The sequence below is a fragment of the Burkholderia metallica genome (assembly GCF_902832845.1).
GTDB classification, from domain to species: Bacteria; Pseudomonadota; Gammaproteobacteria; order Burkholderiales; family Burkholderiaceae; genus Burkholderia; species Burkholderia metallica.
On the sequence record NZ_CADFDB010000023.1, the window covers coordinates 1 to 18,877 of the forward strand.

The window sequence follows — 18,877 nt, forward strand, 5'->3', positions numbered from 1 at the left end:
ACGGTGGACGGCGTGTTCACGACGGTGCAGGACGTCGCGCAGACGGTGCTGTTCCTGTCGGCGTTCCCGAGCGCGGCGCTCACGGGCCAGTCGTTCGTCGTCAGCCACGGCTGGTTCATGCAGTGACGCGACTGCGGGCGGTGTCACCGCCCGCAGTGCCGAACGGCAAAAAAACGCGCTCCGGGGAGCGCGTTTTTCATGTCGGCAGGGGCAGCGCCGTGATGGCGACTGCCTGGCGTCGCTTTACTTCAGGACGGCTGCGACCGCATTGGCGACTGCGTCGAGGTTGCGCGTGTTCAGCGCGGCGACGCAGATCCGGCCCGTGCCGACCGCGTAGATGCCGAACTCGTCGCGCAGGCGGTCGACTTGCGCCGAGGTCAGGCCCGAATACGAGAACATCCCGCGTTGTGCGTTGATGAAGCTGAAGTCGCGATCGACGCCGCTTGCCTTCAGGCGCTCGACGAGACCGTTGCGCATCGCGCGGATGCGATCGCGCATTTCGCCCAGTTCCTGCACCCACGCAGCGTGCAGTTCCGGCGACGCGAGCACTGCCGCGACCACGGCGCCGCCATGGGTCGGCGGGTTCGAGTAGTTCGTGCGGATCACGCGCTTCAGTTGCGACAGCACGCGCGTCGCTTCTTCCTTGCTCGACGTGATGATCGACAGTGCGCCGACGCGCTCGCCGTACAGCGAGAACGACTTCGAGAACGACGACGACACGAATGCGTTCAAGTCCGCCGCGGCGAACAGGCGCACGGCGGCGGCATCGGCCTCGATGTTCTCGCCGAAGCCCTGGTAGGCCATGTCGAGGAACGGCACGAGGTTGCGCGCCTTCACGACGTCGACGACCTGTTGCCATTGGGCTTCGGTCAGGTCCACGCCGGTGGGGTTGTGGCAGCACGCGTGCAGCACGACGACCGTGCCTGCCGCATAGCCGTTCAGCGCCGACAGCATGCCTTCGAAGTTCACGCCGTTGGTGGCGGCGTCGTAGTACGGGTAGGCAACGACTTCGAAGCCGGCTGCTTCGAACAGCGCGCGGTGGTTTTCCCAGCTCGGATCGCTGATCGCGACCTTCACGTTCGGGTTCACGGTGCGCAGGAAATCGGCGCCGATCTTCAGCGCGCCCGTGCCGCCCAGCGCCTGGGCCGTGACCACGCGACCTGCCGCGATCAGCGGCGAGTCGTTGCCGAGCAGCAGCTTCTGCACGGCCGCATCGTAAGCGGCGATCCCGTCGATCGGCAGGTAGCCGCGCGGCAGGCCGGCCTCGACACGCGCCTTCTCCGCTTCGCGAACCGCGCGCAGCAGCGGAATCTTGCCTTCTTCGTTCGTGTACACACCGACGCCGAGGTTGACCTTGGTCGGACGCGCATCGGCGTTGAAGGCTTCGTTCAGGCCCAGGATCGGGTCGCGGGGAGCAAGCTGGACAGCGGAGAAGAGCGACATGATGATTCGGCAGTAGTGAAAAGAGGGTCAGGCTTTCAACGGGCGGGGCGGGCGCGGAGCGCGCCGCGCGCGGGCAGGCACGACACCGGAAAGCGCAGCAGCCTGACATTGTAGCGAATTCGCGCTGGCCGGGGCGGCGTTTCGGCGGCGAAATTGGGCCGGGAACCGCGATCGCGGACGGCCGCCGCGCGTCAGGAGCCGACAGCAGTTCGCGACGCCGCGAAGCGCTAGAATGCTTTCTTTGCCCTCGCTCCGGCCGCATTCCATGTCCGAACATCACGCCGAAACCGGCGACGCGCTCGACGAATCGAAATTCGTGACCTTCGAAGGGTCGCCGTTCCAGCTCTACCAGCCGTATCCACCCGCAGGCGACCAGCCGACCGCCATCGACACGCTCGTCGAAGGGGTCGAGGACGGCCTGTCGTTCCAGACGCTGCTCGGCGTAACGGGCTCGGGCAAGACCTTCACGATGGCGAACACGATCGCGCGGCTCGGCCGCCCGGCCATCGTTTTCGCGCCGAACAAGACGCTCGCGGCCCAGCTTTATGCGGAGTTCCGCGAGTTCTTTCCGCGCAACGCGGTCGAGTATTTCGTCTCGTACTACGACTACTACCAGCCGGAAGCGTACGTGCCGCAGCGCGACCTGTTCATCGAGAAGGACTCGTCGATCAACGAGCACATCGAGCAGATGCGGCTGTCGGCGACGAAGAGCCTGATGGAGCGCCGCGACGTCGTGATCGTCGCGACGGTCTCGGCGATCTACGGTATCGGCAACCCGTCCGAATACCACCAGATGATCCTGACGCTGCGCACCGGCGACAAGCTCGGCCAGCGTGACGTGATCGCGCGGCTGATCGCGATGCAGTACACGCGCAACGAGCAGGATTTCCAGCGCGGCACGTTCCGTGTGCGCGGCGACACGATCGACATCTTCCCGGCCGAACACGCGGAAATGGCCGTGCGTGTCGAGCTGTTCGACGACGAAGTGGAGACGCTGCACCTGTTCGACCCGCTGACGGGGCGCGTGCGGCAGAAGATTCCGCGCTTCACCGTGTATCCGTCGTCGCACTACGTGACGCCGCGCGACACCGTGATGCGCGCGGTCGAAACGATCAAGGACGAACTGCGCGAGCGGCTCGAGTTCTTTCACAGCAACGGCAAGCTCGTCGAGGCGCAGCGCCTCGAGCAGCGCACGCGCTTCGATCTCGAAATGCTGCAGGAGCTCGGCTTCTGCAAGGGCATCGAGAACTACTCGCGGCATTTCTCGGGCGCCGCGCCCGGCGATCCGCCGCCGACGCTCGTCGACTACCTGCCGCCCGATGCGCTGATGCTGCTCGACGAATCGCACGTACTGATCGGCCAGTTGAACGGCATGTACAACGGCGACCGCGCGCGCAAGGAAAACCTCGTCAATTACGGGTTCCGGCTGCCGTCGGCGCTCGACAACCGGCCGCTGAAGTTTCCCGAGTTCGAGCGCAAGATGCGCCAGGTCGTGTTCGTGTCGGCCACGCCGGCCGACTACGAGAAGCGCGTGACGGGGCAGATCGCCGAACAGGTCGTGCGGCCGACGGGGCTCGTCGACCCGGAAATCGAAGTCCGGCCGGCGAGCTCGCAGGTCGACGACGTGCTGGCCGAGATCAACGCGCGCGTGAAGGCCGAGGAGCGCGTGCTGATCACCGTGCTGACCAAACGCATGGCCGAGCAGCTCACGGAGTTTCTCGCCGATCACGGTGTCAAGGTGCGTTACCTGCACAGCGACATCGACACGGTCGAGCGCGTCGAGATCATCCGCGACCTGCGGCTCGGCACGTTCGATGTGCTGGTCGGGATCAACCTGCTGCGCGAAGGGCTCGACATTCCCGAGGTGTCGCTCGTCGCGATCCTCGACGCGGACAAGGAAGGCTTCCTGCGCGCGGAGCGCTCGCTGATCCAGACGATCGGCCGTGCCGCGCGGAACGTGAACGGCAAGGCGATCCTCTACGCGGACAACATGACCGAGTCGATGAAGCGCGCGATCGGCGAGACCGAGCGGCGCCGCGCGAAGCAGATCGCCTACAACGAGCAGATGGGCATCACGCCGCGCGGCGTGGTGAAGCGGATCAAGGACATCATCGACGGCGTCTACAACGCCGACGAGGCGCGCGCGGAGCTGAAGGAAGCGCAGGCGCGCGCGAAATTCGAGGACATGTCGGAAAAACAACTCGCGAAGGAAATCAAGCGCCTCGAGAAGCAGATGGCCGACTACGCGAAGAACCTCGAATTCGAGAAGGCCGCCGCGACCCGCGACCAGCTTGCGGTATTGCGCGAGCGCGTGTTCGGCGCGAATGTCGGCGACCACATCAGCGGCGGCCGGTAAATCTTTCCAAACGTCACAGAAATCGATTGGTAACGAGCCTGTAAGCCTTGTCGGATCAGGGGTTTACACGGGTCTTCGTTTGTTCCGAGACAGGTTCGGTGCTAAACTTCGCAATTATTGAGAATAGTTCGCATTAACGTTCTTCGTCGCGTTAGTGTTTCCAGCGGGCGGCCCTGGCGGCGGTCCGCATGTCGTCAAGATAGTCAGACAAATAACAAGGAGTGTCCATGTTGGGTTCTTCGTTCATCCGCACGACGGTTGCGGTAGCGGCGGCGCTCGCCGCGATGTCGGCCTCGGCTGCCGAGTATCCGATCGGCAAGCAGCAGATCCAGGGCGGCATGGAAATCGGCGCGGTGTACCTGCAGCCGATCACGATGGACCCGGAAGGGATGATGCGCAAGGCGTCGGATTCCGACATCCACCTCGAGGCCGATATCCATGCGGTCAAGAACAACCCGACGGGTTTCGCTGAAGGCGACTGGATGCCGTACCTGCAGGTCACGTACAAGCTGACGAAGCAGGGCGATACGAAGTGGAAGGCTGAAGGCGACCTGATGGGCATGGTCGCGAGCGACGGCCCGCACTACGGCGACAACGTGAAGCTGGCCGGCCCGGGCAAGTACCACCTGACGATGACCGTCAAGCCGCCGATGCAGTCGGGCCACATGGCGTTCGGCCGCCACGTCGACAAGGAAACGGGCGTGGGCCCGTGGTTCAAGCCCATCACGCTCGAATACGACTTCCCGTTCGCCGGTATCGGCAAGAAGGGCGGGTACTGATCGGTGGCATGACGGACGGCGCGCTTCGGCGCGCCGTCGGCGTAGAGAATCCAGAATGCAAATTCCCCAGAAAATCGTTGCCGCAGCCGCTGCGCTGTGGCTTGCCGGCGCGGCGTACGCTGCCGATCTGCCGACGTTCAAGCTCGAGATGACGGACGGCAAGCTGAATCCCGCCCGCATCGAAGTGCCGGCCGGCCAGCGTTTCAAGATCGAGATCAAGAACACCGGCAAGGGTGCCGCCGAATTCGAGAGCGTGCAGCTGCGCAAGGAGAAGGTGCTCGCACCGGGCGCCGATTCGTTCGTGGTCGTCGCCCCGCTGTCGCCGGGCGAGTACAAGTTTTTCGACGATTTCCACCAGCAGGCACAGGGCGTGATCGTCGCGAAGTAACGCGTTTTATCTGCGCGCGGGCGCACAAGCCCCTTGCCCCGCGCGTCCGGAGGTATCGATGGGTCAGATCTTGTTCATCGTCTGGCGGGAGAGCGTCGAAGCGCTGCTCGTCGTCGGCATTCTCTATGCATGGCTGAAAAACGGCGACGCCGACGCGCGCCGCGGCCTGCCGTTTCTCTGGGCCGGTGTCGGCGTCGGCCTGCTGATGGCCGTCGGCCTCGGTGCCGCGCTCGTGGGTTTCACCGAAGTGCTGTCCGGCGACGCGCAGGACTACTTCCAGACCGCCATGGTGCTGATCGCATGCGTGCTGATCGTGCAGATGGTGCTGTGGATGCGCCGGCACGGCCGCACGCTGAAGCGCGACATGGAGCAATCGCTGCAGCAGAGCACGCGCGATTCGAACTGGTGGGGCGTCGCGGTGCTGGTCGCGCTCGCGATCGCGCGCGAAGGCAGCGAGACGGTGATCTTCCTGTACGGCCTCGGTTTCGGCCAGTCGGGCCACGTCGACGGCAGCCAGATGCTCGCGGTCGTGATCGGCCTCGGCCTGGCGTTTTTCACGTTCTATCTGCTGCAGCTCGGCGGCAAGTATTTCTCGTGGCGGCATTTCTTCCGCGTCACCGAAGTGATGCTGCTGTTCCTCGGCGCGGGCCTGTTCCAGACCGGCGTCGACAAGCTGATCGACAAGGAAATCCTGCCGCTCGGCATCTCGCAGGTGTGGGATACGTCGGCGATCCTCGATGACTCGGGTACGTTCGGCTCGCTCGTCGCGACGCTGACCGGCTATCGCGCGCACCCCGCACTGACCAACCTGGTTGCCTATGCGGTGTACTGGGCGGTGGTCTGGCTGTTGATGAAGCGCGCGAGCCGTCGTCCGGCCGTTGCCGCGGGCCGCGCGGCATGAGCGTCGTCGCCGCAGCCAAGCCGGGCCGGCTTGCACAGGCCGGGCAGTGGATGCAGCGCCACGGTGCGCTGATCCGCGGGATCCAGTGGATCGTCGTCGCGGTCTACGCGTTCCTGATCATCGTGCCGGCAGTATTGCCGCTGCCGGACGATTCCGCGCATCTGTGGAACAACCTCACGCTCATCGCCCAGTTCGCGTTCTGGGGCATCTGGTGGCCGTTCGTACTGCTGTCGATGGTGATGCTCGGCCGGGTCTGGTGCGGGGTGCTGTGCCCGGAAGGTGCGCTCACCGAATTCGCGAGCAAGTTCGGCCGCGGGGGGGCGATCCCGCGCTGGATGCGGTGGGGCGGCTGGCCGTTCGTCGCATTCGGGCTCACGACGATCTACGGGCAGATGGTGAGCGTGTACCAGTACCCGCTCGCGGTGCTGTTCGTGCTCGGCGGCTCGACCGTCGGTGCGATCGTGATCGGCGTGCTGTACGGCCGCGAGAAGCGCGTGTGGTGCAAGTACCTGTGCCCGGTCAACGGCGTGTTCGGGCTGCTCGCGCGGCTCGCGCCGATGCGCTACAAGGTCGACGAGGAAGCATGGCGCCGTTCGTACAAGAACGGCGAGCATGGCCATCGCGTGATTCCGATCAACTGCGCGCCGCTCGTGCCGTTGCGCAACATGAAGGGCGCGGCGGACTGCCACATGTGCGGCCGCTGCAGCGGGCATCGCGATGCGATCTCGCTGTCGCTGCGCTCGCCGTCCGACGAAGTCGTGAACCTCGGTGCGCAGCAGGCGAACCCGTGGGATACCGCGCTGATCCTGTACGGCTTGCTCGGCGTCGCGATCGGCGCGTTCCACTGGACCGTCAGTCCGTGGTTCGTGCAAATCAAGCAATGGCTCGCGGGCTGGTTGATCGACCACGACATCACGTGGCCGCTCGAGACCAATGCGCCGTGGTTCCTGCTCACGCACTATCCGGATCGCAACGACGTGTTCTCCTGGCTCGATGGCGGGCTGGTCGTCAGCTACATCGTCGGGACGGGGCTCGTGTACGGCACCGCGTTGCTGGTGCTGCTGGCGGGCGCCACGCTGATGCTCGGCCGCTTCGATCGCGTGCGGCTGCATCATCTCGCGCAGGCGCTGATCCCGATCGCGGGTGCCGGCGTGTTCCTCGGGCTGTCGGCCACGACGCTGTCGCTGCTGCGCGCCGAACATGTCCCGCTCGGCTGGGCGACCGACGTGCGCATCGCGATCCTGGTCGGCGCCAACGCATGGAGTGCGTGGCTCGCGTGGAAAGTGACGGGGCGCTATGCGGCGTGGCCGCGCCGGATCACGGCATTCGCGTGGTTCGCCGTCGGACTTGCCGTCGTCGACAGCGCATGGTGGTTGATGTTCTGGGGTTTCTGACGTTTCTGATGCGGCTTGCGGGCCGCACCCACGATCATGTATCGACGCGGTAACGAACCCGGGCGGCGCGCTTGACGAATGGACCGTCCAAACAAAAAGCGGCACGTCCATCGACGTGCCGCTTTTTTTCTACCTTGTGCGAGAACCAAAAAAGTGGCTTGGCTTGCTGCAACGGCTGCTTGAGTGTGTTGCACGAAGGGGTCTAGATCTCGCGTGCACGCCGTTACGCTGGCTACTGCCCAACACCTCTCAGGGAGGTGGTCCCCACAATACGCTGTCGTTACTTCGTCAGGATCAGCTTGCCGAGCCGCGTGGCGCGCAACTGATAAGTCTCTCCGTTATGCGCGATGCTGATATGGCTCTGGCCTTGCAACAGCGAGTCGCTATTGACGACCCGCGTGCCTGCATCGCGGTTGCCGGCAGGTTTCGCCGGCGTGGTGACCGCTGCCGTCTTCTGGCGGCTGCTGGCCGCGGTGCCGGTCGTGCGGCGCAGGGTCAGCGTGGTCGGGCGCATGGTGTCGGTCATTCGGTTTGATCGGTGACTGTCGATACGATGGAATGAATTCTAAATGATAACTATTCCCATTTACAAAAACTCTTTATCGATCGAAGTGTCGAACTTGATAGCTTGAGTCAAAGGGGCGGCCCGCAGGCCGCCGGGGATCAGTGCAGCGGATCGGGGTCTTTGCGGCCCTGCGCGTACTCGCGGATCAGGCGGACGGTATCGATGTCCGACGTGCGGTACGCCTCCTTGACGATCCCGTGTGTCTGGCGCGCGTCTTCGCTGTCGTCCGTGACGACGAGCGTCGTCTGGTATTCGAAACGCAGGAACAGCGCGTGATCGTCGCGTTCTTCGATCGTCATCGTCAGCGAGCCGCCGATCTCGCCGTCGGCGGCGCGGATGTCGTAGCGGACCTGCTGGTTCGGTGTGAACGTGACGTGATCGCGCACGGTCGCGTGACCGTAGTGCAGCTCACGCTCGAGCGTCGTATCCGTGCGCTCGAGGACGACGCAACTGTCGAGACCGAGCACGAACAGTTGCGGCTGTTCGGCACGCAACACGAGACCTTCCCAGAGCTGGTCGCGGGTGAGGGGCGGCACGGCCGGATCGTCGGAGTTGATCTGGATCAGGTGTTCGAAGTTCAAGGGGACGGGTTCCTTCTGATGGCGAGCGGCCACGTGGTTCAAGAAGTTATTGTGACGCAAAACGGGCGGTTTCGCGGCACGTGCGCGCCCGTCCGTGCGTCATGCTTCGATGCAGCCCATGCGACCGGTCTGGTAGTCCACGACCGCCTGCCGGATCTCTTCCTCGGTATTCATCACGAACGGGCCGTAGCGGACGATCGGCTCGTTGAGCGGAACGCCACCGATCAGCAGCAGGTCGAGCGGCGCGTCGCCGGCGGCGAACGCGACCGTATCGCCGTCGTCGCAGTACACGACCATGTGCCGTGCATCCACCGCCTGCCTGTCGGGCCCGTAGAGGCCCGTTCCGTCGATCGGATAGGCGAACACGCGATAGCCGGCCGGCACGCTCTGCGTGACCGTTGCACCTGGCTGCAGCGTGAAATGCTGATAGAGGATCGGCGTGCGCGTCTCGATCGCCGCCCGGACGCCGAATGCTTCCCCGGCGATGACGCGTACGCGCGCGCGGCCGTCCGGCGACGTCGCGGTCGGAATGCGGTCGGACGGGATCTCCTGGTAGCGCGGCGCGATCAGCTTGTCGCGGCGCGGCAGGTTGACCCACAGCTGGAAGCCATGAGAGCGGCCGCCCGTGCGCGCGAATTCCGGATCCGGCATCTCGCTGTGCACGACGCCGGCGCCCGCCGTCATCCATTGCACGTCGCCCGGGCCGAGCGTGCCGGCATGGCCGGACGAGTCGCGATGGCGAAAGCGTCCGTCGAGTGCGTAGGTCACGGTCTCGAAACCGCGATGCGGGTGGTCGGGGGCGCCCTTGGCTTCGCCGGGCGCGTAGTCGACGGGGCCCATTTCATCGAGCAGCAGGAATGGATCGAAATCCATCAGCAGCCGCGTCGGGAACGGGCGATGAACCACGAAGCCGCCGCCTTCGGTGGTACGAAGGGCGGGATACGTGCGGTCAAGCGAGCGAGCGGTCGTCATGCGGATACCCTCGAAATGAACGGAATAGCGTTATTTTTGAAACATGGCGCTATTATATTGGGCGTTTTACCGTTCGATTCGCGACGGTTCGCAATGGATTGTTCTGAAATTGGAACGATGAGATGAATATCGATGCACATAACCTGAACGACCTCATGTACTTTTCGCAGGTCGTCGAACATGGCGGTTTCTCGGCCGCAGAGCGCGTGCTGGGCATCTCGAAATCGCGCCTGTCGCGGCGCCTGACCGAACTCGAGGCGGCGCTCGGCGTGCGCCTGCTGCAGCGCTCCACACGCAAGCTCGCGCTGACCGAGGCAGGGGAACTGTTCTACCAGCATTGCCAGGCGATGCTGGCCGAAGCGCAGGCGGCGATGAACGCGGTCCAGCAGTTGCGTTCGTCGCCGCGCGGCTCGGTGCGCGTCAGCGTGCCCGTCACGCTATCGCAGACGATGCTGTCGCGCATCCTGCCCGAATTCCTGCGCCGCTACCCCGAGGTGAAGGTGCACGTGCGCGTGACGAATCGCGTGATCGACCTGTTCGAGGATTCGGTCGACGTGGCGCTGCGCGTGCGCTCGGAGCCGCCGCAGAATGCGAACATCGTCGTGCGGCCGCTGTGGCGCACCGAGCAGTTGCTGGTCGGGGCGCCGAGCCTGCTGAGCCAGAATGCGCCGCCGCTGGTACCGGACGACCTGAGCGGATTCGAAACGCTCGATACGCCGAGCGTCGACGGGCGGCACGTGTTCAACCTGATCGCGCCGGACGGTACGCGGCACGTGCACGAACACGACCCGCGGCTCGTGACGGCCGACCTGATGACGATCCGCGAAGCCGTGCTCGATGGCCTCGGCATCGCGGCACTGCCGGAGATGATGTATGGCAACGCGCTGCGCGCGGGGCAACTGTCGCCCGTGATGCCGGGCTGGACGCTGCCGGTGCCGCAACTGTATGCGGTGTTCGTGTCGCGGCAGGGCATGCCGCCTGCGGTGCGTGCGTTCGTCGACTATCTGGTCGAGAAGCTCGATCACGGCGCGTACAAGGAGCCGGGTTGCCCGGAGCGTGCGAAGAAGGAAGCGGCGGCCGATGCTTCGGCGACCTGAACACGTCGCACGCGACGAGGCAAATTTGTTTTGTCATTGAAGCGTCGCCTGCAATCGCAAGTTTCAATCGCCGGAACCTTGAATGCGTGCGCGGGCGGGCCTATATTGAAATCCCATTTCGTGAAGGAAGTTCTGAGCGAAATCAGGTGGCCGCATATATTGTGAGCCAGATAGGGCAGAACGCGCAGTCCGTGCAGACCACGGCAGAGTCGCATTTGCGTTGCTCGAGGCGCAACCGATACCGCCAAAGAGCCCGCCGCCCGAAGGCGCCCGCGTGCGCATGAAAAAAGGCCTTCATCTGGCGATGAAGGCCTTTTACTTTGCATGGGGCCGCAGGTGCGGCCTGCGCGTCGGATCGCGTTCGTTACTTCGCTTTCGCGGCCGGTTCCGTCACGAAGCCGAGCTTCGTGAGGCCGCCTGCCTGCGCATCCGACATTACTTCCGCGACGTGCTCGTAGGCAACCTTGCGGTCCGCGCGCAGGTGCAACTCCGGCTGCGGCGTGCGTTTCGCGGCTTCCGCGATGCGTGCCTGCAGTTGTTCGCGCGTGACCGTGTGGTCGTCCCACAGGATCGTGCCGTCGCCCTGGATCGCGACGTCGACCGTCTGCGGCTTTTCGTCGACGGGCTGACTGCTGGCGTGCGGCAGGTCGATCTTCACCGCATGCTGCATCGCCGGGATCGTCACGAGGAAAATGATCAGGAGTACGAGCATGACGTCGACGAGCGGCGTCATGTTGATCTCGCTCATCACTGCATCGTCGTCATCGTCGCTGAAACCGGTGTTCATGGCCATGGTTCACCTCGTCTCAGCTGGCGCGCGTCGCGAGACGCAGGCCGTCGCGCGTCGACGACGACGCGAGGCTTGCGCCCGTCACGAAGTAGGCATGCAGGCCGTGCGCGAAACGGCGCAGCTTGCTGACGACACCCTTGTTCGCACGGGTCAGCGCGTTGTAGCCGAGCACGGCCGGGATCGCGACGAACAGGCCGAAGGCCGTCATGATCAGCGATTCGCCGACCGGGCCCGCGACCTGGTCGATCGACGTCTGGCCGGTTGCACCGATCGCGAGCAGTGCGTGGTAGATCCCCCACACGGTACCGAACAGGCCGACGAACGGCGCCGTGCTGCCGACCGACGCGAGGATCGCGAGGCCGCTCTGCATGCGCGAGATGCCTTCGTCCATCGTGTCCTTCAGGCAGCGCGTGACCCAGTCCGACACGTCCATGCGGTCGTGCAGGTGCGGCTGCGTCTGATGGTGGTGATCGGCGGCTTCCTTGCCCGACAGCGCGAGCGCGAGGAACGGATTATCGTTCGGCGTCGATGCGGCGAGCCCGAGCTTCTTGATGCCGTCGTCGAAGTTGTCCGAATGCCAGAACGCCTGTTCGGCGTTCTTCGTCAGGCGGTTCAGGCGGATCACGTTCCAGCCCTTGATGACGATCACGATCCACGACAGGACCGACATCACGAGCAGCGTGATCGCGATGGCGCGCGTGACGAAATCACCTTGCGCCCAGACGTGCGCGATACCGTAGCTTTGCATTTTCTTGTTTCCTTTGAATCTACCGAATTTGACGGGTTAGTCGTCAAGCGTGAAGTTGAAGGGCAGCGTATGGGCGGCGCGGATCGCCTGACCGTTCTCGATATACGGCGGGCAGGTGCTGGCGCGCGTCGCCTCGAGCGCGGCTTCGTCGAGACGCGGATAGCCGCTGCTCTTCTGCAGCTGGACGCTTTCGATCTTGCCCGTCACGCCGATGATGAAGTGAACGTAGGCCGTGCCCGTTTCGCCTCGACGGCGCGACATCGACGGATAGGTGGGCTTCACGAAATTGCAGGTGAGCGCCGATACGTTCTTCGGTGCGCCGACCTGCATCGTCTCGCGAGCCGGACCGGGTGCTGCAGCTGGCGCAGGCGCCGGCGCGGCGGGGGCCGGTGTCGGTGCGACGGCCGCCGGCGCGGGTGTCGGCGACGGTTCCGGCGAGACCGGCTGAGGCGTCGGGACCGCTTTCTGCACCGGCTTCGGCTCGACCTTCGGCTTCACGCGCGGCGCGGGCTTCGGCGGCGTGGGCTGTTGCGCAGCCGACTGGACGGCGACCGGCTGCGCAGGAGGGGCAGGCGGAATGAGCTGGGCGGTGATCGATTGAACTTCGATCTCCTTCGGAGGCGGCGGCGCGTTGCGATGGAGCCAGGCGGCCGTCAGCATGATCGCGTGTGCTGCAAGCACACCGACCGCGACGACGATCACTCGGGGATTCATACGTGGTGCAACCGGCAAGACGCCGGCAGGAGCGGAATGCGAAGCCTGCATGTTAGCTTGAAAGAACGATGTCGCACCCGGGGCGCGGCGGGTGAATCGGCATCACTTGCGGAAGATCAGCAGCGAGATGCAAACGGTGGTCACAAATCCGATCAGCAATTCCATGACTGGCTCCTTGGCAGGTAAGCCGCTGGCTCGCGCAGACGGTGGCTTGCTGACGGTCAAAACAAAAAATGCGGCCTGGGCCGCATGCGCACACTCGGTGCCGGTCAGGCCGCCTTGCGTTCGTAAAACGTGACCGGGATCGGATGAGCGTGATGCTCGACACCGCACCGGCTCGCGCAGACGCCTTGCTCGGCCATGAGGTCGCGTACGGACTCCTCGCACTTGCCGCAGCACGTGGCCACGCCGAGCTCGAACTGGAGTTCATCGAAAGAGTTCACGCCCTCTGCGAGGGACGCGCGAATCTTGCGATCGGAAACAGACTTGCACACGCAGACGATCATGATGAGTTGCGATAGCTAACGTTAATGCGAATTATTATCATTAATTTTGTGGGCGTTGACAAGCCTGGGTCGGGCTTTTTTTAAGGTCATCGGACCCTTGAAACGCGGAGGGGCGGGAGCGGCACGCGGAAGACGGCGTGCCGGCCCGTATCAGACGCTCGCGCAGGCGCGCGCGCTCGGAGAGGGGATGGTGACGGATTCGACCGGCGCAGCGAGGCCGAGCAGCGTCGACGCGAGCGCCTGGAGCTGGCGTCCGTCGCTGGTCGAGCAGAAGCGGGGCGCCGCGGCGCGCGTGCCGGCCGGCGCGCGCAGGTTGCGCTCGTCGAGCACCCGCATGAGCTGGCGCGCGATCGCATCGCTGGTGTCGACGAGCGTCAGGCGGTCGCCGACAAGGTTACGAATCGTTTCTGTGAAGAACGGGTAATGCGTGCAGCCGAGGACCAGCGTGTCGGCGCCGGCGTCGAGCATCGGCTGCAGATAGCTGTCGAGCAGCGCACGCAATGCGGGCGAATCCGTGTCGCCGCGCTCGATGGCTTCGACGAGCCCGTGGCCGGGCTGGCAGATGAAGCGGCGGCCGGCGCCGTAGCGGTCGAGCAGCGCCTGGAAGCGCGGGCTGTTCAGCGTCGACTGGGTGGCGAGGACGCCCGCGACGCCGCTCGCGGACACGGCCGCAGCCGGCTTGATGCCGGGCTCGACGCCGACGAGCGGCATCGACAGGTGTTCGCGGGTCGCTGCGATCGCGCGCGCGGTCGCGGTGTTGCACGCGATGACGAGCGCTTTCGCCCCTTCGCGGGCCAGCCACTCGCCGATCGCCAGCGTGCGCTCCGTAATGAATGCCTCGTCGCGCGGACCATACGGCGCATGATGCGAATCGGCGACGTAGATGAACGATTCGTCGGGCAATTGCGCGCGCACGGCGCGCAGCACCGACAGGCCGCCCAGCCCGGAATCGAAGATGCCGATGGGGGTAACCGTCGAGGCCGTCGCAGCGAGAACGGAAGGTGTCGACATGAACGGGCGGGACGCGATGGCGGGAAGGGCGGAGCGCTTACTCCGGCGAACCCATCATCGTTTGCTGGTAGTTCTGCAGGCCGACCTTGCCGATCAGGTCGATCTGCGTTTCCAGCCAGTCGATGTGCTCTTCGGTGTCGTCGAGGATCTTTTCGAAGATCTCGCGCGACACGTAGTCACGCACCGATTCGCAGTAGGCGATCGCTTCCTTGCAGGTGGACTGCGAGATCTGCTCGAGCTTCAGGTCGCACTTCAGGATCTCTTCGGTTTCCTCGCCGACCAGCAGCTTGTGCAGGTCCTGCAGGTTCGGCAGGCCGTCGAGCATGAACACGCGCTCGATCAGCCAGTCGGCGTGCTTCATTTCGCCGATCGACTCGTCGTACTCGTGCTTGCCGAGCTTGTCGAGGCCCCAGTGCTTGTACATGCGTGCATGCAGGAAGTACTGGTTGATCGCCGTGAGTTCATTCTTCAACTGCGCGTTCAGATATTCGATGACCTTCTTGTCGCCTTGCATGGCTTGATCCTTGTTCAGTGGGGCTTCAGAAACCGAACGATAATCGCTCGAACGCGAAAAGCCAAGCGTCAAAGCCTTGTCGGGCCTGCCTTTTGCGTGTAATGAGAATCAGCCTTGAATAACCGGCTGGACACAATAATGAGAATGAGAAGTAAAAAGGCCGGACTCCCGTCCGGCCTTTCGTTCGATCGCGCTTAAGCGGCTGCGACCGGGATCTTGCCGATCTTTGCCTGCCACTCCTTCGGACCGGTCTGGTGCACCGACGTGCCCGACGAATCGACGGCCACCGTCACCGGCATGTCCTGCACGTCGAACTCGTAAATGGCTTCCATGCCGAGGTCTTCGAATGCGAGCACCTTCGCGCCGCGGATCGCCTTCGACACGAGGTAAGCGGCACCGCCGACGGCCATCAGGTAGGCCGCCTTGTGCTTCTTGATCGCCTCGATCGCGACCGGACCGCGCTCGGCCTTGCCGACCATCGAGATCAGGCCGGTTTGCGCGAGCATCGTCTCGGTGAACTTGTCCATGCGGGTGGCCGTTGTCGGGCCTGCCGGGCCGACCACTTCGTCGCGCACCGGATCGACCGGGCCGACGTAGTAGATCACGCGGTTCGTGAAGTCGACCGGCAGCTTCTCGCCCTTCGCGAGCATGTCGGCGATACGCTTGTGCGCGGCGTCGCGGCCGGTGAGCATCTTGCCCGACAGCAGCAGCGTCTGGCCCGGTGCCCAGCTCGCGACTTCTTCCGGCGTCAGCGTGTTCAGGTCGACACGCTTGCTGGTTTCGGTATTCGGTTCCCAGTTGACCTTCGGCCATGCGTCGAGCGACGGCGCTTCAAGCTTGGCCGGGCCCGAGCCGTCGAGCACGAAGTGCGCGTGGCGCGTTGCCGCGCAGTTCGGGATCAGCGCGACGGGCTTCGACGCCGCGTGCGTCGGTGCCGCCATGATCTTCACGTCGAGCACGGTTGCGAGGCCGCCGAGGCCCTGTGCGCCGATGCCGAGTGCGTTGACCTTCTCGTGCAGCTCGACGCGCAGTTCCTCGACCCAGTCCTTCGGGCCGCGCGCGATGATTTCCTGGATGTCGATCGGCTCCATCAGCGATTCCTTCGCCATCAGCATCGCCTTCTCGGCGGTGCCGCCGATGCCGATGCCGAGCATGCCCGGCGGGCACCAGCCGGCGCCCATCGTCGGGACCGTCTTCAGCACCCAGTCGACGATCGAGTCGGACGGGTTCAGCATCACGAACTTCGACTTGTTCTCCGAGCCGCCGCCCTTCGCCGCGACCTGCACGTCGACCTTGTCGCCCGGCACGATCTCGTAGTGGATCACGGCCGGCGTGTTGTCCTTCGTGTTCTTGCGGGCGCCTTCCGGCGGATTGACGATCGACGCGCGCAGCACGTTGTCCGGGTGCGTGTAACCGCGGCGCACGCCTTCGTTGATCATGTCGGTGAGGCCCATCGTCGCGCCGTCCCAGCGCACGTCCATGCCGACCTTCACGAAGATCGTGACGATGCCGGTGTCCTGGCAGATCGGGCGACGGCCTTCCGCGCACATGCGGCTGTTCGTGAGGATCTGCGCGATCGCGTCCTTCGCGGCCGGGCTCTCTTCCAGCTCGTACGCGCGGCCGAGGGCCTGGATGTAGTCGAGCGGATGGTAGTAGCTGATGTACTGCAGCGAATCCGCGATGCTCTGGATCAGGTCTTCCTGTTTGATGACGGTCATGGCTGAGACTCTGTGGGGACTGTGGGGAATGCGTTCAGGCGTTTGCGGCTGCTTCGGCCGGCTTGCGCGACACGGTCGCCGCGGGCGCATGGGCGTTCGCGTCATGGGCGTGCGGCTCGTGGAAATGAGCAGGATGCGTGTGCGTCGTCAGGCGGTCGACCCACGCCATCACGAGCGCCGACACGAGGAACGACACGTGGATGATCACCTGCCACATGATCGCGTGCATCGTGTGCTGATCGGGGTTGATGAACGTCTTCAGCAGGTGGATCGACGAAATGCTGATCAGCGCCATCGACAGCTTGACCTTCAGCACGCCCGCGTTCACGTGGTCGAGCCACTCAGGCTCGTCGGGATGGCCCTCGATGCCCAGGCGCGACACGAACGTTTCGTAACCGCCGACGATCACCATGATCAGCAGGTTCGAGATCATCACCACGTCGATCAGGCCGAGCACGGCAAGCATCACGCTGATTTCGTCGAGGCTGGTCGCATGCGACAGCAGGTGCCAGACTTCCTTCAGGAACAGGAACACGTAGACGGCCTGCGCGACGATCAGGCCGAGGTAAAGCGGAACCTGGAGCCAGCGGCTCATGAAGATCAGCGCGGGAAGCGGGCGAAGCGGGCGACGCGCGGGGCGGCCGGGCGAGTGCGGGGCAGACATGGTGGACAGTCGGGGCGCAGTGCGCAGGTATCGGGGACAATCTTGAAAAAGGCGCGCTATTGTAACGCGTCGGCCGGCGCGACTGCAGCGACGCGCCGGCAGTGCCGGGGACGGATCAGGAGGCGGCAGCCGGCACGCGTTTGCCGCGCAGGCTCGCGAGCACGATGCCGGTGACGACGCACGCGAGCGCGATGCCGTGCGCGAGCGTCGGGCGCTCGCCGAGGAACGCGATGCCATACGCGGCGGCTGCAACGGGCAGCACCGCGCTGAACACGCCGGCGAGGCTGCCCGGCACGTGCCGGATGCCCTTCATCCACAGCCAGAACGAGAAGATGCTGGCCGACAGGCCGTACCAGACGACGAGCGCCCACGTGCCGGCCGGCACGCTCGCGTAATCGAAATGCCACATGGCCGTCGCGCCGAGCGGCAGCATCAGGCACAGGCCGAACAGGTGCGTGTACGCGCAGATGTCGATCGGCGCGAGCGTCTGCGTGAGGCGGCGCGACAGGATCACGTAGATCGATTCGCAGCACACCGCGCCGAGGATCAGCAGGTTGCCGGCGAGCGACGACGTGCCGTGCCCGGCCGCGTTGCCGTTCGCGAGGTTGATCGTCACGACGCCGGCGATCGCGAGCGCGATCGACACGAGTGCCCGACCGTTCGGTTTTTCACGCAGGATCAGCCACGCGAACAGCGCGACGATCGCCGGGATCGTGCTCGTGATCACCCCGGCCGCGACCGCGCTCGTGCGCTGCACGCCGTTCAACATCAGCAGCGTGAACATGAAGGTGCCGAAGAATGCCTGCAGGAACAGGTTCAGCCATTCTCCGCGCTTGACGGTGCGCATCTTTACGGGGCTGAACAGCGGCCACAGCACGGTGATCGCGATCACGAAGCGCAGCGTGGCGAGGATGGCGACGGGAACGAAGACGACGATCGATTTGCCGATACCGACATTGCTGCCGACGAACAGCATCGACAGCACGAGAAAGAAAGCGTAGCGATTCAAGCTGGAATCCGGAAGGCGAGTTCAGTTAGGATTGTAGGGTCGCGCTCGTTGCAGCGCAAAGCCGCAAGCGGCGCCGTCCGGTGGGCGAATCGGCCGTGCCGCGTAAGTGACGGGTAAGTTGGAGCGCTTATTGTGGAAACTGCCGGGCCGGCCGGTCGCCTTCGTGCGGCGTGGTGCGGCGCAGCATCGCGCCGAGGCTTTCGGGCCGTGCGTGATGGGTGGGTAGGAGACAGCGGCGCGCATGCGCCGGCCAAGACGCGCGGCGCGCACGATCGCGCCGCCATGCAGAGGATTCATGTTCACCAAGGGGTTGTCGATGTCTGCGATTGAATCGGTTCTTCACGAAACCCGTCAGTTCGCGCCGCCCGCGGCGCTCGAACAGGCGGCGACCATTTCCGGCATGCCGGCCTATCGTGCGCTCGCCGCCGAGGCCGAGAACGATTACGAAGGCTTCTGGGCGCGCCTCGCGCGCGAGGGCCTCGCGTGGCACAAGCCGTTCACGAAGGTGCTCGACGAGTCGAACGCGCCGTTCTACAAGTGGTTCGACGACGGCGAGCTGAACGCGTCGTACAACTGCCTCGACCGTCACGTCGAAGCCGGCAACGGCGAGCGCGTCGCGGTGATTTTCGAGGCCGACGACGGCACCGTCACGCGCGTCACCTATGCGGATCTCCTCGCGCGTGTGTCGCGTTTCGCGAATGCGCTGAAGAAACGCGGAATCGGCAAG

Annotated in this window: 20 protein-coding genes and 1 pseudogene; 8 read left to right on the forward strand and 13 right to left on the reverse strand. The window is 64.8% G+C overall.

Going from position 1 to position 18,877, the window contains the following annotated elements:
* Window positions 1-126, forward strand: a pseudogene (locus HWX08_RS33905) (3-hydroxybutyrate dehydrogenase); the annotation flags it as partial.
* 117 nt (window positions 127-243) lie between these two features.
* On the opposite strand, the gene HWX08_RS33910 reads toward HWX08_RS33905, so the two are convergent.
* Window positions 244-1,443, reverse strand: coding sequence for an amino acid aminotransferase (locus tag HWX08_RS33910; RefSeq protein WP_069257160.1), 1,200 nt, complete (start codon window positions 1,441-1,443; stop codon window positions 244-246).
* 265 nt (window positions 1,444-1,708) lie between these two features.
* On the opposite strand from HWX08_RS33910, the gene uvrB reads away from it, so the two are divergent.
* The 5 genes from uvrB (at window position 1,709) to HWX08_RS33935 (ending at window position 7,261) form a co-directional block, all read left to right on the forward strand.
* A complete protein-coding gene (gene uvrB, locus HWX08_RS33915; RefSeq protein WP_069257159.1) occupies window positions 1,709-3,799 on the forward strand; it encodes an excinuclease ABC subunit UvrB in 2,091 nt (696 codons plus the stop codon).
* A 227-nt stretch (window positions 3,800-4,026) separates the two neighbouring features.
* The gene (locus tag HWX08_RS33920) at window positions 4,027-4,578 is read left to right on the forward strand and encodes an iron transporter (protein ID WP_069257158.1); all 552 of its coding nucleotides are present in this window, start codon (window positions 4,027-4,029) and stop codon (window positions 4,576-4,578) included.
* A gap of 55 nt (window positions 4,579-4,633) precedes the next feature.
* On the forward strand, window positions 4,634-4,966 hold the full coding sequence (locus tag HWX08_RS33925; RefSeq protein WP_069257157.1) for a cupredoxin domain-containing protein: 333 nt from the start codon (window positions 4,634-4,636) through the stop codon (window positions 4,964-4,966).
* Window positions 4,967-5,024: 58 nt separating this feature from the next.
* Window positions 5,025-5,867 carry an FTR1 family iron permease gene (locus HWX08_RS33930; protein ID WP_174923017.1) on the forward strand — a complete coding sequence of 281 codons (843 nt, stop codon included), beginning with the start codon at window positions 5,025-5,027 and terminating at the stop codon, window positions 5,865-5,867.
* Window positions 5,864-7,261, forward strand: a complete 1,398-nt coding sequence (locus HWX08_RS33935) for a 4Fe-4S binding protein (protein ID WP_174923016.1) — start codon at window positions 5,864-5,866, stop codon at window positions 7,259-7,261. The genes HWX08_RS33930 and HWX08_RS33935 overlap by 4 nt, the downstream gene beginning before the upstream one ends.
* 280 nt (window positions 7,262-7,541) lie before the next feature.
* On the opposite strand, the gene hemP is transcribed toward HWX08_RS33935, so the two are convergent.
* The 3 genes from hemP to HWX08_RS33950 all read right to left on the reverse strand — a co-directional run bounded on the left by hemP (window position 7,542) and on the right by HWX08_RS33950 (window position 9,379).
* A complete protein-coding gene (gene hemP / locus HWX08_RS33940) occupies window positions 7,542-7,787 on the reverse strand; it encodes a hemin uptake protein HemP (protein WP_069257155.1) in 246 nt (81 codons plus the stop codon).
* A 137-nt stretch (window positions 7,788-7,924) separates the two neighbouring features.
* A complete protein-coding gene (locus tag HWX08_RS33945) occupies window positions 7,925-8,407 on the reverse strand; it encodes an SRPBCC family protein (RefSeq protein ID WP_069257154.1) in 483 nt (160 codons plus the stop codon).
* 99 nt (window positions 8,408-8,506) lie between these two features.
* Complete coding sequence (locus HWX08_RS33950) at window positions 8,507-9,379, reverse strand: pirin family protein (protein WP_069257153.1); 873 nt, start codon at window positions 9,377-9,379, stop codon at window positions 8,507-8,509.
* Window positions 9,380-9,501: 122 nt separating this feature from the next.
* On the opposite strand from HWX08_RS33950, the gene HWX08_RS33955 reads away from it, so the two are divergent.
* A complete protein-coding gene (locus HWX08_RS33955; protein WP_069257152.1) occupies window positions 9,502-10,476 on the forward strand; it encodes a LysR family transcriptional regulator in 975 nt (324 codons plus the stop codon).
* Between the two features lie 364 nt (window positions 10,477-10,840).
* Here the strand turns inward: HWX08_RS33955 and HWX08_RS33960 are convergent, their stop codons facing one another.
* From HWX08_RS33960 to HWX08_RS34000, 9 genes are all read right to left on the reverse strand, one after another.
* Window positions 10,841-11,269 (reverse strand): ExbD/TolR family protein, encoded by a 429-nt coding sequence (locus HWX08_RS33960; RefSeq protein WP_069257151.1) that lies wholly within the window; start codon window positions 11,267-11,269, stop codon window positions 10,841-10,843.
* A gap of 13 nt (window positions 11,270-11,282) precedes the next feature.
* Window positions 11,283-12,014: a MotA/TolQ/ExbB proton channel family protein gene (locus HWX08_RS33965; protein ID WP_043188744.1), complete on the reverse strand. Its 732-nt coding sequence runs from the start codon at window positions 12,012-12,014 to the stop codon at window positions 11,283-11,285.
* Between the two features lie 36 nt (window positions 12,015-12,050).
* Complete coding sequence (locus HWX08_RS33970; RefSeq protein WP_069257150.1) at window positions 12,051-12,779, reverse strand: energy transducer TonB; 729 nt, start codon at window positions 12,777-12,779, stop codon at window positions 12,051-12,053.
* Window positions 12,780-12,997: 218 nt separating this feature from the next.
* Window positions 12,998-13,234, reverse strand: coding sequence for a (2Fe-2S)-binding protein (locus tag HWX08_RS33975; RefSeq protein ID WP_039370093.1), 237 nt, complete (start codon window positions 13,232-13,234; stop codon window positions 12,998-13,000).
* A 150-nt stretch (window positions 13,235-13,384) separates the two neighbouring features.
* Complete coding sequence (gene murI, locus HWX08_RS33980) at window positions 13,385-14,245, reverse strand: glutamate racemase (protein ID WP_174923015.1); 861 nt, start codon at window positions 14,243-14,245, stop codon at window positions 13,385-13,387.
* 37 nt (window positions 14,246-14,282) lie between these two features.
* The gene (gene bfr / locus HWX08_RS33985) at window positions 14,283-14,759 is read right to left on the reverse strand and encodes a bacterioferritin (protein WP_006482753.1); all 477 of its coding nucleotides are present in this window, start codon (window positions 14,757-14,759) and stop codon (window positions 14,283-14,285) included.
* A gap of 194 nt (window positions 14,760-14,953) precedes the next feature.
* A complete protein-coding gene (locus HWX08_RS33990) occupies window positions 14,954-16,477 on the reverse strand; it encodes a fumarate hydratase (RefSeq protein WP_069257148.1) in 1,524 nt (507 codons plus the stop codon).
* Between the two features lie 34 nt (window positions 16,478-16,511).
* Entirely contained in the window at window positions 16,512-17,141 is a 630-nt protein-coding gene (locus HWX08_RS33995) for a TIGR00645 family protein (protein ID WP_174923014.1), read from the reverse strand.
* 115 nt (window positions 17,142-17,256) lie between these two features.
* A complete protein-coding gene (locus HWX08_RS34000; protein WP_174923013.1) occupies window positions 17,257-18,150 on the reverse strand; it encodes a DMT family transporter in 894 nt (297 codons plus the stop codon).
* A gap of 316 nt (window positions 18,151-18,466) precedes the next feature.
* Between HWX08_RS34000 and HWX08_RS34005 the strand changes: the two genes are divergently transcribed.
* Window positions 18,467-18,877: acetyl-coenzyme A synthetase N-terminal domain-containing protein (locus HWX08_RS34005; protein ID WP_279610533.1), on the forward strand; the 411-nt coding region annotated here is incomplete at its 3' end.